Origin of the sequence: Bacillus sp. FSL R9-9530 (genome assembly GCF_038008145.1) — a bacterium.
Lineage (GTDB): Bacteria > Bacillota > Bacilli > Bacillales > Bacillaceae_G > Bacillus_A > Bacillus_A mycoides.
This window is the reverse complement of record NZ_JBBOYO010000001.1, coordinates 5,080,656-5,094,259: the sequence shown is the minus strand read 5'-3', so window position 1 is coordinate 5,094,259 and position 13,604 is coordinate 5,080,656. Positions and strand designations below refer to the sequence as shown.

General features: G+C 35.8%; 16 protein-coding genes and 1 tRNA gene. 6 read left to right on the top strand and 11 right to left on the bottom strand.

Annotated features, from left to right (window positions below; all coding sequences use genetic code 11):
- Nucleotides 1–101: 101 nt before the first annotated feature.
- Nucleotides 102–175: transfer RNA gene (locus MKX66_RS25835), tRNA-Ile, on the bottom strand.
- Nucleotides 176–203: 28 nt separating this feature from the next.
- Nucleotides 204–395: a hypothetical protein gene (locus tag MKX66_RS25830; RefSeq protein ID WP_033728250.1), complete on the bottom strand. Its 192-nt coding sequence runs from the start codon at nt 393–395 to the stop codon at nt 204–206.
- A gap of 19 nt (nt 396–414) precedes the next feature.
- On the opposite strand from MKX66_RS25830, the gene yqgB reads away from it, so the two are divergent.
- The 3 genes from yqgB to ispG all read left to right on the top strand — a co-directional run bounded on the left by yqgB (nt 415) and on the right by ispG (nt 2,870).
- Entirely contained in the window at nt 415–1,182 is a 768-nt protein-coding gene (yqgB, locus tag MKX66_RS25825; RefSeq protein WP_002034056.1) for a protein YqgB, read from the top strand.
- A gap of 65 nt (nt 1,183–1,247) precedes the next feature.
- Nucleotides 1,248–1,601 carry a hypothetical protein gene (locus MKX66_RS25820; protein WP_002145711.1) on the top strand — a complete coding sequence of 118 codons (354 nt, stop codon included), beginning with the start codon at nt 1,248–1,250 and terminating at the stop codon, nt 1,599–1,601.
- Nucleotides 1,602–1,766: 165 nt separating this feature from the next.
- On the top strand, nt 1,767–2,870 hold the full coding sequence (ispG, locus tag MKX66_RS25815; RefSeq protein ID WP_161793976.1) for a flavodoxin-dependent (E)-4-hydroxy-3-methylbut-2-enyl-diphosphate synthase: 1,104 nt from the start codon (nt 1,767–1,769) through the stop codon (nt 2,868–2,870).
- Between the two features lie 84 nt (nt 2,871–2,954).
- Here ispG and MKX66_RS25810 read toward each other — a convergent pair whose 3' ends face one another.
- The 4 genes from MKX66_RS25810 to MKX66_RS25795 all read right to left on the bottom strand — a co-directional run bounded on the left by MKX66_RS25810 (nt 2,955) and on the right by MKX66_RS25795 (nt 6,044).
- Nucleotides 2,955–3,368: a Fur family transcriptional regulator gene (locus MKX66_RS25810; RefSeq protein ID WP_002015164.1), complete on the bottom strand. Its 414-nt coding sequence runs from the start codon at nt 3,366–3,368 to the stop codon at nt 2,955–2,957.
- Between the two features lie 13 nt (nt 3,369–3,381).
- The gene (locus MKX66_RS25805; RefSeq protein WP_002015165.1) at nt 3,382–4,215 is read right to left on the bottom strand and encodes a metal ABC transporter permease; all 834 of its coding nucleotides are present in this window, start codon (nt 4,213–4,215) and stop codon (nt 3,382–3,384) included.
- Nucleotides 4,215–4,985 (bottom strand): metal ABC transporter ATP-binding protein, encoded by a 771-nt coding sequence (locus tag MKX66_RS25800; protein WP_002015167.1) that lies wholly within the window; start codon nt 4,983–4,985, stop codon nt 4,215–4,217. Before MKX66_RS25800 ends, MKX66_RS25805 begins: the two co-directional genes overlap by 1 nt.
- A gap of 180 nt (nt 4,986–5,165) precedes the next feature.
- Nucleotides 5,166–6,044: a YitT family protein gene (locus MKX66_RS25795; protein ID WP_002015168.1), complete on the bottom strand. Its 879-nt coding sequence runs from the start codon at nt 6,042–6,044 to the stop codon at nt 5,166–5,168.
- A gap of 151 nt (nt 6,045–6,195) precedes the next feature.
- Between MKX66_RS25795 and MKX66_RS25790 the strand changes: the two genes are divergently transcribed.
- Entirely contained in the window at nt 6,196–6,450 is a 255-nt protein-coding gene (locus MKX66_RS25790) for a DUF2624 domain-containing protein (RefSeq protein ID WP_002088657.1), read from the top strand.
- 19 nt (nt 6,451–6,469) lie between these two features.
- Here MKX66_RS25790 and MKX66_RS25785 read toward each other — a convergent pair whose 3' ends face one another.
- Both MKX66_RS25785 and MKX66_RS25780 read right to left on the bottom strand, forming a co-directional pair.
- Nucleotides 6,470–7,366: a deoxyribonuclease IV gene (locus tag MKX66_RS25785; RefSeq protein WP_002088660.1), complete on the bottom strand. Its 897-nt coding sequence runs from the start codon at nt 7,364–7,366 to the stop codon at nt 6,470–6,472.
- A gap of 252 nt (nt 7,367–7,618) precedes the next feature.
- The gene (locus MKX66_RS25780) at nt 7,619–8,929 is read right to left on the bottom strand and encodes a DEAD/DEAH box helicase (RefSeq protein ID WP_002015172.1); all 1,311 of its coding nucleotides are present in this window, start codon (nt 8,927–8,929) and stop codon (nt 7,619–7,621) included.
- 179 nt (nt 8,930–9,108) lie between these two features.
- Between MKX66_RS25780 and vrrA the strand changes: the two genes are divergently transcribed.
- Nucleotides 9,109–9,822 carry a VrrA/YqfQ family protein gene (gene vrrA, locus MKX66_RS25775; RefSeq protein ID WP_002138368.1) on the top strand — a complete coding sequence of 238 codons (714 nt, stop codon included), beginning with the start codon at nt 9,109–9,111 and terminating at the stop codon, nt 9,820–9,822.
- Nucleotides 9,823–9,911: 89 nt separating this feature from the next.
- Nucleotides 9,912–10,862, top strand: a complete 951-nt coding sequence (locus MKX66_RS25770; RefSeq protein WP_002015175.1) for a 4-hydroxy-3-methylbut-2-enyl diphosphate reductase — start codon at nt 9,912–9,914, stop codon at nt 10,860–10,862.
- Between the two features lie 40 nt (nt 10,863–10,902).
- On the opposite strand, the gene MKX66_RS25765 is transcribed toward MKX66_RS25770, so the two are convergent.
- From MKX66_RS25765 to cccA, 3 genes are all read right to left on the bottom strand, one after another.
- Nucleotides 10,903–12,024 (bottom strand): Nif3-like dinuclear metal center hexameric protein, encoded by a 1,122-nt coding sequence (locus tag MKX66_RS25765; RefSeq protein WP_033709430.1) that lies wholly within the window; start codon nt 12,022–12,024, stop codon nt 10,903–10,905.
- A complete protein-coding gene (locus MKX66_RS25760; protein ID WP_002034049.1) occupies nt 12,021–12,728 on the bottom strand; it encodes a tRNA (adenine(22)-N(1))-methyltransferase in 708 nt (235 codons plus the stop codon). The genes MKX66_RS25765 and MKX66_RS25760 overlap by 4 nt, the downstream gene beginning before the upstream one ends.
- 166 nt (nt 12,729–12,894) lie before the next feature.
- Entirely contained in the window at nt 12,895–13,251 is a 357-nt protein-coding gene (gene cccA, locus MKX66_RS25755; RefSeq protein ID WP_002015178.1) for a cytochrome c550, read from the bottom strand.
- Nucleotides 13,252–13,604 lie beyond the last annotated feature (353 nt).

The window sequence follows — 13,604 nt, the reverse complement described above, 5'->3', positions numbered from 1 at the left end:
AATTCCCACTTCTTTTCAATTAAAATGCTCATATATTCCGAAAAAAAGCTTCCTTCTACAAGGAAGCTTCCTGCTGACATAATAAACATATGAAATGGATATGGACCCTGTAGGACTCGAACCTACGACCGGACGGTTATGAGCCGTCTGCTCTAACCAACTGAGCTAAGGGTCCACGATTATGTATGTACCATTAAAAACAACTAAATTCCAATCGGATATATCGTTTGAAAAATGTAAGATAAATTTACCATATACGAAAGAAAAGTGTCAATTGTATTTTTCTCTACTAAAAGAAGTAAATTAATAAGAAGGAATTTAGTCTTCTCTACTATATGTAAATATAATATATCTTGAGCTTCTCTAGATTCGTACGTTACAATGATTTTATACATACATAAAGGAAGTGAATCTATGTCCATTTTTACACAGCTAGCAAAAAGCGTATATTCGCCTAAAGATATGGCGCTTTTCCGTTTTCAAAAAATCGGTAAAACCATTTTGTATATTATGCTTCTTTGCCTAATCACTACTATTCCAAGAACTTTCTTGTACGGTAGCGTTATTCAAGATGGTGTTAACATGGTAAATAAAGTAATCGAAAAAGATTTACCTGATTTTAAAATTGAAAATGGCGAGCTAACAGCTGATATTGATCAACCTATCGAAAAAGAAGATGGAAATGCCCTTTTCGTATTTGATCCAAATTCAACAGACTTAGAAAAATATCAAAATAAAACAGGTTTATTTGTTTTAAAAGATAAAGTAGTCTCCATGGGGAATGGTCAAACACAAACATACTCCTATAATGACTTATTAGGCGCATCTCTTGAGAAAAAAGATTTACAAGATTTCATTTCGTTATTTGACAGTATTTATCCAATCTTATTATTCGTTATTGGGTTCTTACTGTACTTGTTCCAATTATTTATTACCTTTGTAGGAGTTACATTGCTTGCCTTCATCGGTTCTGCGATGAGCGGTCAACGCAAATTATCTTATAAACAAGTTTGGACATTAACTGCTTACAGCTACACAATTCCAACAATCTTCTTTATGATTATGGATTTATTCAAAATAAACGTACCTGGCGCAACATTCATTTACATTGCAGTTGTTTTAATCGTTCTATACTTAACAATTAAAGAAGTTCCAAAGCCGAAAGAAAAACAAGAACTATAAAAAAATGCCTAAATAGGCATTTTTTTTTTGGACAAGCATATATTCCTAGCAAAGGAGTGAAGGATATGAAGAGATTAGGTGTACTCTTATTCGTGCTTGTCCTCGGTTATATATTTTATTACGACATAAAAATCGGTACTTTACCGATGTTAAGTTCATACAAAAAAACATCTGCTGCCCAAACGATAAAAAAAGAAAATACAGATACAAAACAAAATAAAGAGAAAGAAACGGATACAGCTTATAAAGCAATCGAAGTAAAAACTGGCGATACCGTTCTTTCTATTACAGAAGCGATTAATAAGAAAAAAATTCCTTCTATTGAAAAAGTAATTGATGATTTTAAGCAATTAAATAAAAATACATCTGCTACAAAAATCCAAGTTGGAAAGTCTTATAAATTCCCCTTATATCAATAAGCAATCACTTAATCCTTGTCAATTACATAAAGGCGCTGATACAATAGTAAAAGTGAAACCGAGTACTTTGGTTTCTATAGCCCTTTCTCACACATACTATCATTGATGTAAGGGACTAAAATAAGAAACTTCTTTTATAAGGAGAGCGATCAATTCGTGAATGAAATGACTCAACGCACAAAAACACGTCCAGTTAAAGTCGGTAATTTAACAATTGGCGGTAACAATGAATTAATTATACAAAGTATGACGACAACAAAAACGCATGATGTTGAGGCTACAGTTGCTGAAATTAAACGTTTAGAAGAAGCTGGCTGTCAAGTTGTTCGTGTTGCTGTTCCAGACGAACGCGCAGCAAATGCTATTGCTGATATTAAAAAACAAATCAACATTCCACTTGTTGCTGATATTCATTTTGATTACCGCCTTGCTTTAAAAGCAATCGAAGGCGGCATTGATAAAGTACGTATCAATCCAGGTAACATTGGACGTCGCCATAAAGTAGAAGCTGTTGTAAATGCAGCGAAAGAGCGTGGCATTCCAATCCGTATCGGTGTAAATGCCGGCTCATTAGAACGTCATATTTTAGAAAAGTATGGATATCCAACTGCTGATGGTATGGTCGAGAGCGCACTGCACCATATTAAAATTTTAGAGGACTTAGATTTCCACGATATTATCGTATCAATGAAAGCCTCTGATGTTAACTTAGCAATTGAAGCATACGAAAAAGCTGCTCGCGCTTTTGATTATCCATTACATTTAGGTATTACAGAATCAGGAACATTGTTTGCTGGGACTGTAAAAAGCGCCGCCGGTCTTGGAGCAATTTTAAGTAAAGGCATCGGAAATACACTTCGTATCTCTTTAAGCGCTGATCCAGTTGAAGAAGTAAAAGTTGCACGTGAACTATTAAAATCATTCGGTCTTGCATCTAATGCCGCAACACTTATTTCTTGTCCAACTTGTGGTCGTATTGAAATCGACCTAATTAGCATTGCTAATGAAGTCGAAGAATACATCTCCACACTTAAAGTTCCAATTAAGGTTGCAGTACTCGGCTGTGCCGTAAACGGTCCTGGTGAAGCTCGTGAAGCTGACATCGGTATTGCCGGTGCACGCGGAGAAGGTTTATTATTCCGTAAAGGGCAAGTCGTTCGTAAAGTACCAGAAGAAACAATGGTAGAAGAACTGAAAAAAGAAATTGATGTAATCGCTGCTGAAATGGCTGCTGAACGAGAAAAAGAAAAAGAAAAACAAGAACAATAAAAAGAAGGTTGCCACAATTTTTGTGAGCAACCTTTTTTTACATTCAAATTAAAAACTCGTCAGTTATATAACTGACGAGCCCTCTCATTTTGCACATTTTGGGCAACGACCATATATTTCAAACTTATGCCCCGTTACCTCATAACCTTTAAAATCTTTATTCATAAAATCCATCGGGCAGGAATTAATCTCTTTCGTACCACCACAATCTAAACAAATGAAATGATGATGATGTTCCATAATGGAGCATGTAAAACGGAAATGCTTTTCACCATTTAATTCCGTTTGCTCTAAAACACCGACTTCAGCAAAAACCGTTAAGTTACGATAAATCGTATCAAAACTAAGTCCTGGATAATCACCCTTCATATGCTCTAAAACATCTTTCGCAGTTAAATAACGATTATGAGCTGCGAATAATCTCAGCATCTCTTCCCTTTTCCCTGTATGTTTGTATCCCTTTTCCTTCATTAGGCGTAAAGCTTCTGTTAGATTCATACCTATCCCTACTTTATGCAGTTTTTTTCTTTTTCCATAAAATTGCACCAATTAAAATAAGAACCGCTATCATAACAATTGTACCACCTGGAGCTAAATCAAGTTGATACGAAGCAAACATTCCACCAATTACTGCAATTTCACCAAATAAAATGGAAAAGAAAATTGTTTGTTTAAATCCTTTTGCAATACGAATACTTGCTGCAACTGGTAACGTCATTAAAGATGATACGAGAAGAACACCTACAACACGCATTGATACCGCAATTACAAGAGCAACTAATATAATGAAGATAAAGTGAATCCACTTTGCACTTAAACCGGTTGATACAGCGTATTCCTCATCAAATGATAGTAAAAACAACTCTTTGTATAATAAAACAATCGTCGCAATAACAACAATTGCTACTATACCAATAATAATTAAATCCGCACTTGTTACAGCACTTACACTACCAAATAAATAACTAAATAAATCCGTATTGAATCCATTAGCAAGTGAGATGAAGATAACTCCAATCCCCATCCCTGCTGAAAGTATAATCGGGATTGCTAACTCTTGATAATGTTTATATACAGTACGTAATTTTTCAATTAGCAATGCTCCACCGATTGAAAAAAACATCCCCATATATAAAGGGTTTAAAAACCCACCGGTAAAGATTGTCTTTTCAAGTAATAAACTTGCTGCAATTCCTGATAACGTCACATGACTTAATGCATCCGCAATAAGCGACATGCGGCGAATTACAACGAACACGCCGATAAGTGGTGCGACAAGCCCTATTAAAATACCAGCGTATAAGGAATTACGTAAAAAATCATATTGTAAAAAATCCTGTATCATTATATCCTCCCGTGATGCCCATGTTCATGTTCTAAGCGATGAACATGATGTCCATATAAAATCGACATTTCTGCATCTTCTAACTCTCGGAATTTCTCTACATTCCCATGGAAATGTAAATGCTGATTCAAACATGCAACATGCGTCACCTTCTCTGTTACAGCACCCATATCGTGCGTAACAAGAATTAACGTAATTCCCAATCTTTTGTTTAAATCCTCTAGTATCTCATAAAAACTTGCCACATTTTTCACATCAATCCCAACAGTAGGCTCGTCCAAAATAAGCAATTCCGGATCACTTACAAGTGCACGAGCAATAAATACACGCTGTTGTTGTCCACCAGAAAGTTCTCCAATGTTGCGACCTCGAAACTCGCTCATACCTACATCAGCAATCGCTTTTTCTACTTTCGCATTATCGTCTTTCGTAAAAAAGCGAAAAAGCCCTTTTTTCGAAACGAGCCCCATTGAAACAACCTCGAAAACAGTTGCCGGGAAACCTGAGTTAAAGCTACTTGCCTTTTGGGATACATAACCAACTTTATTCCACTCTTTAAATTTCTTACTATCAATGCCAAACAATCTAATACTTCCTTGCTTTGGTTTTAAAACACCCAATAAGCATTTAAGTAAAGTCGATTTCCCTGAACCATTCGGTCCAACTAAACCTAAAAAAGCTCCCTTCGGAACTTGCAAATTAATATCTTCTAACACGTTGCGATCTTCATACCGAAACGTTAATCCTTCTATTTCCAATATATTATTCATAGCATCTCACCTATTTTAATTCAGAATGATTCCGATTTATCTCTATTTGAATTATAGTACAGCTTATTATAGTTGTAAACCAATCTGCCTAAAATATATTCTTTATTTCAAGAAACCTTATTATTATAACAAAAAGCAGAGAAGAATTCTCTGCTTTCAAAAGATATTACAATTAACTTTTTAGTGAATTGCTGATTTAAACTTACCACCATTTGTCTCTTGTGTATTCATAATCGTAACAAATGCGTTTTCATCAATTTCATGCACAATTGATTTTAACTTCGTCACTTCCAGACGTGTTACAACTGCATAAATAACTTCTTTTTCTTTATCTGTATAGCCACCTTTAGCAACAAGTTTTGTTGTTCCACGACCAAGGCGGTGTAAAATCGCATTTGATACTTCCTCATATTGATCCGATACTATTAAAACTGCTTTCGTTTCGTCTAATCCTTGAATTACCGTATCAATTGTTTTGAATGCGATATAGTACGTCATAACAGAATACATCGCTTGTTCAACACCAAAAACAAATGCTGCCCATGCAAAAATGAATAAGTTCACAAACATTACGAATTCACCAACAGAAAACGGTAATTTCTTCGTTAATAGAATCCCCATAATCTCGGTCCCGTCTAACGATCCACCATGACGAATAACAAGTCCTACACCAATCCCTAAAATAAGACCGCCGAAAACTGTTGCTAAAATCGGCTCTGTTGTAAATGGCGGAATAGCATGCAACGTTGATTCAATAAATGCTAAAGCTACAATTCCAAATGCTGAAGATAACATGAATGTTTTTCCAATTTGCTTATACCCGGAGTACATAAAAGGAATGTTGAGGATAACAACTAAAGTAGAAAAGCTTAACCACCAAATATTAGGAGTAAGATAATCTAATATAAGAGAAATACCAATAATTCCACCATCAATAATTTTATTTGGCATTAAAAACAGTTCAATCGCTACCGCCGCACACGCTGCCCCAAAGACAATCATAACTAAACGATATACAAGATGAATAACACTTTCTTTTCGATGTTGCTTTTTTTCCATAAGTCCTCCTTATACTCTTTATCTATAGTTTTGTTCTTATATTATAACATAAGCTTCTTTTCCCCATTGAAAAAATGCACCTTGATACGAATATGTACAAGCTATGCGTACATATATTTCGATAGAAGAACGTGTGAAGGAGGACAACACGATGAACCTCATTAAACAAATTGTGAACAAAAAATTAAATCATATTTCTACAAAAGAACTATTGAAATATAGTAAAGAATACGAAGTTCCAATCACAACTGCACAAGCTGATAAAATCGTTTTACTTATGAAAGGGAAAAACATTAACATTTACGATAATACCGAGCGACTAGATTTGTTAAAACAAATCGCTAAAGTAACTACTCCTGCCACTGCCCAACAAGTAAATATTTTATTTCAGCAGCTATTAAAATAAGGAGGGGAAAATCCCCTCCTTATTGCGCTTTAATTTTTTCAAGAATCCCTTCATCAAAAGTACCATTTTTCAGCATTTCGATTTCTAATTTATATGGTGGCTTCTTATCTTTTTTATCTTCACCTACATACGGCGTTTCAAGAATTTTTGGTACGTGCGTAAGTTGTGGGTGATGCACAATGTGATGCAATGCCTTATAGCCAATATGACCAAAACCAATATTTTCATGACGGTCTTTTCCAGCTCCGCGTACATTTTTGCTATCGTTAATATGAAGTACTTGTAAACGATTTATCCCAACAATTTTATCAAATTCGTTTAACACACCGTCAAAATCATTTACAAGGTCATAACCTGCATCATGCGTATGACACGTATCAAAACATACAGATAGTTTTTCATTATATTTCACACCATCAATAATTTTCGCAATTTCTTCAAAGCTACGACCGCATTCCGTTCCCTTTCCTGCCATCGTTTCTAACGCAATGTTAACCGTCTGCTCTGGCGTTAATACTTCATTAAGCCCTTTAATAATTTGTTGAATACCAGCATCCGCTCCTGCACCAACGTGCGCACCTGGGTGAAGAACGATTTGTTTCGCTACACCTAATGCCGATGTTCTTTCAATTTCCATGCGAAGGAAGTCTACACCTAATTGGAATGTTTCTGGCTTCGTCGTATTCCCAAGATTAATAATGTATGGCGCATGTACGATAATTTCTTCAATACCGTTTAGTTCCATATGTTTTCTTCCTGCTTCTATGTTCAATTCTTCAATTGGTTTTCTTCGTGTATTTTGCGGTGCACCTGTATAAATCATAAACGTCGTTGCACCGTATGAAACAGCCTCTTCACTTGCTGCTAATAACATTTTCTTACCACTCATAGAAACATGAGATCCAATCTTTAACATACAATCACCTCTTCAATATACAATAGATATAATGATAGCATAATTTGTAGAAATATGTAGCGAATTGTTTGTTCACACAAAAGGCACTACATAAATAAAACAGACTATTCAAACAATCTGAACTCTATACTTAAATTAACCCAATAAAGCGAAACTTTAGTCAACGTTTTTTCTACCCCGCACTAATTATTAGTCTACATTAATCGACTTTCTCTCAAGCAGTGAGATAAAAAAAAAAATAAGGGAAATCCCTTATCTTTTTTTATTGCTATATTTTTTCTTCACTTTGTCACGTTCTGTTGCAAGTTTTCGTTTATAGTTTGGTTTTACTTTTTTCGGCTTCTTAACAACTTTTGTTGCCATAACATCTAGTCCATCACTTGGTTTTTTACGGCTCTTACGACGACGACGGTCACCTAAATCCGCCCATTCATCTCCGCGTAAATCTACATGTTTAAACTCGATATGACGTTGTTTTTCCAAACTATCTAACGCTTCTTCATTTGCTGGATCATAAATCGTCACTGCAATACCTGAATGACCCGCACGTGCAGTTCTTCCAACACGGTGAACGAAGAAATCTAAATCTGGTGGAAGTTCATAGTTAATAACATGGCTAATTCCTTCAATATCAATACCGCGTGCCGCCAAATCTGTTGCGACAATGTATTGGAACTCTAAATCACGAACTTGTTTCATCATTTTTCTACGATCACGTGGTGATAAATCACCGTGTATACGCCCTACTTTTAATCCACGTTCTGCTAATCCATCGGCTACTTCGTCAGCCTTCTTCTTTGTGTTTGTAAAGACAATTGCTAAATATGGTTTAAATTGAAGTAGCATATTTTTCACTAATTCAGTTTTATTACGGTGTCTTGAAGGCACAAGGTAATGATCAATATTTCCTGCTGCAACTTGCTTCGGATTAATATGAATATGTTCTGGATTCTCCATATATTTCTTCAAAAATGGTTTTAATTTTTGAGGAATTGTTGCAGAGAAAACTAACATTTGCAGATTTTTAGGCATACGTGCCGCAATTTTATCTACATCTTGAATGAATCCCATATCAAGCATTAAGTCCGCTTCATCGACAATAATAGTATCCGCTTTATAAACAAATAGCGCCTTTTCTTCTACTAAATCTTTAATACGTCCTGGCGTTCCAACTACAATATGAGGTTGTTTTTTCAACTTTTCAATTGATCGTTGTTTATCAGTTCCACCAATTAAACAGCGTGCTGTAATCATTTGATCTTCTGCACAGAACTTTGTTAGTTTCACAATTTCTTCGTAAATTTGTTGTGCTAACTCACGAGTAGGCGCTGTAATAACAAGTTGTACCTCTTCACGACTTGCATCAATTCTGTTTAATGTAGGAAGTAAGTATGCATGTGTTTTCCCAGAACCAGTTTGGGATTGTCCAATTATACTCACACCTTTTTTCACGACCGGGAAAATTTTCTTTTGAATTCCTGTTGGCTCTGTAAAGCGTAGTTCACGAACTGCATCTATTAAAAATGGTTTAAAATCATACTGTGTAAAAGTTTGTAGTGTCATAAGTTACACCTTCTTTCTAAAATTTCTACTGCGCACAAATCAGTCAAGTCTACATTATATCGAAATCTACAAGTAAAATCCATCTTTAGTTTAGGTTTTTATCTCAAAAACTAACCTTCTTTCCTTCCATTGCATATTGTATGTGTATATACCTAACTGAAGAAAGGAGGATTTCCCACATGTTTCCGAAATCCCCTATAAGACAAATGTATCCGAATCGAGGACAACAATCTTACACACCATATCCGATTCCACAACTACCACCGATGGCTCAAAAAAAGAAAGGTTTCCTTGCTAAACTCTTTAAAAAACACGATCCAACCGAACCTTTCATGCAAATGGTCCCTCCTTATCGACAAATGGAAGGGCCACCGATGATGCACCAACAACCGCCGCCCCAATATCAACAACAACAGCCATACCAACAACAATATACACAACAATATCAGCCATACATGCAGCAATATCCAGAGCAGATGATACCACCTCAAATGTATGAATCAAATGATACACGTGGTGCTGCGTCAGCTACAACTGCAGCGGCATCTAGCAGCGGCATCGGTAGTTTTTTTTCAAATTTAATTTCGAACCCAACTAATATGATAAATAATATCGAAAAAGTATCTCAAGTCGTGCAATCTGTCGGTCCTGTTGTCGAACAGTACGGTCCCATTATGCGTAGTCTACCAAGCATTGTTAAAATCCTCACCTCTGGAAAAAGTACGGAAGAAAATCAAACTGAAGATGCAACAGAACAGGTTGAGGTAGCAACTCCACCTCCTCCACCTCCAAAAAGGAAACGAAAAAAAATAGTGCTTGAACCGGTAATAGAAAAAGAGGTTCCGAAAGAACCCGTTCAACAATCAGCAACAAAACCAAAACTATATGTGTAACAATCCTTTGTTTTCTATCCACTCCTCCTTTATAATGTAATGGACTATGCACAAAAGTATCCCTTGTTTAGAAGGAGAGGATTACTCACATGAAGATTGTTAAAATTTCCCCTCGTGGTTATTGCTACGGTGTTGTTGACGCAATGGTTATTGCACGTAACGCCGCATTAGATAAATCATTACCGAGACCCATTTATATTTTAGGTATGATTGTTCACAATAAGCATGTCACAGATGCTTTCGAAGAGGATGGCATCATTACATTAGACGGTCCAAGTCGATTAGAAATTTTAGATAAAATCGATTCTGGTACTGTTATTTTCACTGCACACGGTGTTTCTCCAGAAGTTAAACAACGTGCAAAAGAAAAAGGTTTAACGACAATTGATGCAACTTGTCCAGATGTTACAAAAACACATGACCTTATCGAAGCAAAGAAAGCTGAAGGATACCATGTCATTTATATCGGCAAAAAAAATCATCCAGAACCAGAAGGCGCAGTTGGTATCGCACCTGATATCGTTCATCTTATCGAAAAAGCTGATGATTTAAAAACACTAGAAATTCCAACGGATAAAATTTTAGTTACGAATCAAACAACAATGAGTCAATGGGATGTTCAACATTTAATGGAGGACATTCAGAAAAAATTCCCAACAGCAGAATTCCACAAGGAAATTTGTTTAGCAACTCAAGTTCGCCAAGAAGCTGTCGCTAAACAAGCTGATGTTGCAGATTTAACAATTGTTGTCGGTGATCCGAAAAGTAACAACTCAAACCGTTTAGCACAAGTATCACAAGAAATAGCTGGTACGACAGCATACCGCGTTGCAGACGTAAGTGAAATCCAATTAGAATGGCTACAAGGTGTAGAAAACGTAGCTGTTACAGCAGGTGCTTCTACTCCAACGCCAATTACAAAAGAAGTTATTGCTTTCTTAGATCAATATGACCCAATGAATCCAGCTACATGGGACAGAATTCGAAAAGTACCACTTCAAAAGATACTACCTCGTGTAAAAGTGAAAAAAGAACAATAATAAAAACCGTTGCCTACATGAGCAACGGTTTTTATTTTTCTTATACAAATGTGAATGGATCTGTATGTAACTGCGAAGCGTGAATGTGTACATTGAATTTCTTCACATCTACTTTTTCTTGCAATTGTTTTTGTACACCTTGCTTCATTACTTTTTCAACGTTATGTCCTGGATCAACTATATTTAAACCAATCATCATCGCATCGTGAGCAACATGATAATACATATCACCTGTTACATATACATCTGCTCCCTTAAATTTCGCTTGGTTTATATATTTATTACCGTCACCACCAAGTACAGCTACTTTACGCACCTTATCATCTAACTTTCCAACAACTCTTGCACCCTTTACATGTAATGATTGTTTCACATGTAAAGCAAACTGCTCAAGCGTCATTTCTTCTTGTAAATACCCTATTTTACCAAGACCTAATGTTTCACCTTTATTATCAAGCGGATATACATCATATGCCACTTCTTCATATGGATGGGCTGCCAACATCGCTTTAATAACTTTTCTTTGTAATGAAGCTGGAACAATCGTTTCGACACGTATCTCTTCCACACGTTCTAACTGCCCAGTTTCTCCGATATAAGGATTTGTACCTTCTTGAGGGATAAACGTACCTACCCCTTCGCTACCGAACGTACAGTGGCTATAATTACCGATATGACCTGCATCCGCATCTCCAAGAGCTTTGCGCACTTCTTCTGCATGGGTTACTGGAACAAATACAACAATTTTTTTCATTTCTTCTGCATATGTAGGAGCTAATACTTCTGTATTTTGTAACCCTAACGCATCAGCAAGTAAATCATTTACCCCGCCCTTAGCAATATCTACATTTGTATGTGCGGCATAAATTGCAATATCATTTTTAATACACGTTTCAATAATTCTTCCGTACGCCTTATCTGTATGAATCGCTTTTAATGGATTAAAGATTAAAGGATGGTGCGCTATAATGATATTCGCTCCTAATTGGATCGCCTCGTCCACAACTTCCTCAGTTACATCTAACGCGATTAATACGTGCTGGACAGGTTTATTAAGCGCTCCAATCTGTAAGCCAATCTTATCCCCTTCCATCGCTAAATGCTTCGGATACATACCTTCAAACAAAGAAATAATTTCATGACCATTCGGAATTTTACTCATGATAAAACCTCTCCTATCATTTTCATTTTCGCTTCTACTTCTGCACGCTTCGCTTTTGTCTCTTCAGACTCTGCTGCACGTTCTAACTGTTTTAAAATATTTTGGAAGTTTTTCAATTCCCCTTCCCACTTTTCAATAAAAGCTTCACTTTTTTCTTTTATTAAAAATGGACCCATAAACAATTCAGCTTGTTTATTTCCAGAGTAAGGTACTGCTGTATCTCCTCGCTCTCCGACTAAAATCTCGTAAATCTTTCCGTCTTCTATTACAATTTTCTCACGGATAAGCTCCCATCCATTTTCAATAAACCATTCACGGATATGGTGTGCTGCAATATTCGGCTGTAAGATTAAACGTGTTACACCTTCTAATTTTTCTTTACCACTTTCTAAAATGTCACGAATTAACGCTCCACCCATACCAGCAATCGTAATAACATCTACTTCTCCTGGCACTATAACAGCTAATCCATTCCCTTTACGAACGTCTACTTTATCTTGTAAGCCACTTTCAGCTACAGTTGCTTGTGCAGAGCGAAACGGTCCATCTACAACCTCTCCTGCAACTGCTTTTGTAGCAATATTATTTATAATTGTATAACACGGTAAATACGCATGATCCGATCCAATATCAGCTACTGTAGAGCCTACCGGAATCTCCCTCACAACTTCTTCTAATCGTTTCGAAAGCTTTACTTCATTCATGTATTTCCATTACTCCTTCTCTTCTCAGTCTGTCTCCATGATAATGAATTTATAGTAGTTGTTGCAAGTCCATAACAATACTTCAATTCTCTATTACTAATCGTATTTTAGAAAGTATAGAAAAACAAGCCTTTTGCAAAAAGCAAAAGGCTTGTTTTTCTATACTTTATTTTTTCTTCGATAACCAATCAGCTACTTTCGTTGCTTGATCAGCTGGAATTAAATTAGCTGGCATATTTCCTTTTCCTTTTGACAGAACTTCTTTAATTTCATCTTTTGAAAGTTTCCCACCAATTTTTTGTAGATTAGGGCCTACCGCTCCTTGTAACTGATCACCATGACAGCTCGTACAGCTTTGCTTTACAATATCCTCTGGCTTTGATGCTGTTTGTGCTGGTTTCCCACCATTTTTTGCATCAGCTAACTCTTTAGATTTATTTAGCCCCTGAAATGAAAATACAAACATAACGATAATACCTAATGCTGCAATAAGAGCGAACGGAATCAACGGATTACGTTTCATATCTCTTCTCCCCCCTCTATACCGCTAAATAGTTAGATGATTCAGTCATTTATATTGTACTTGAAAACGCCCTATCAGAAAAGAGCAAACTACTACTTGTTAAAAATATTCCGTAAATTCATTTTATTGATTTTCACTATTATATCGCATATTATTTCGATAATTACTAACGTTTCTCATCATATTTTTTACTTTTCTACATATTATTTTGTATATAATAAACAAAATAAATCGAAAAATCGAAAAATGAGCATTTGCAAATCAAAAGACAATTCTGTAAAATAAATTACAAGAAATTGTAATCGTTGCCGATAGATAAATTTTAACAAAAATTAACAAAACAAAAAAGTTTA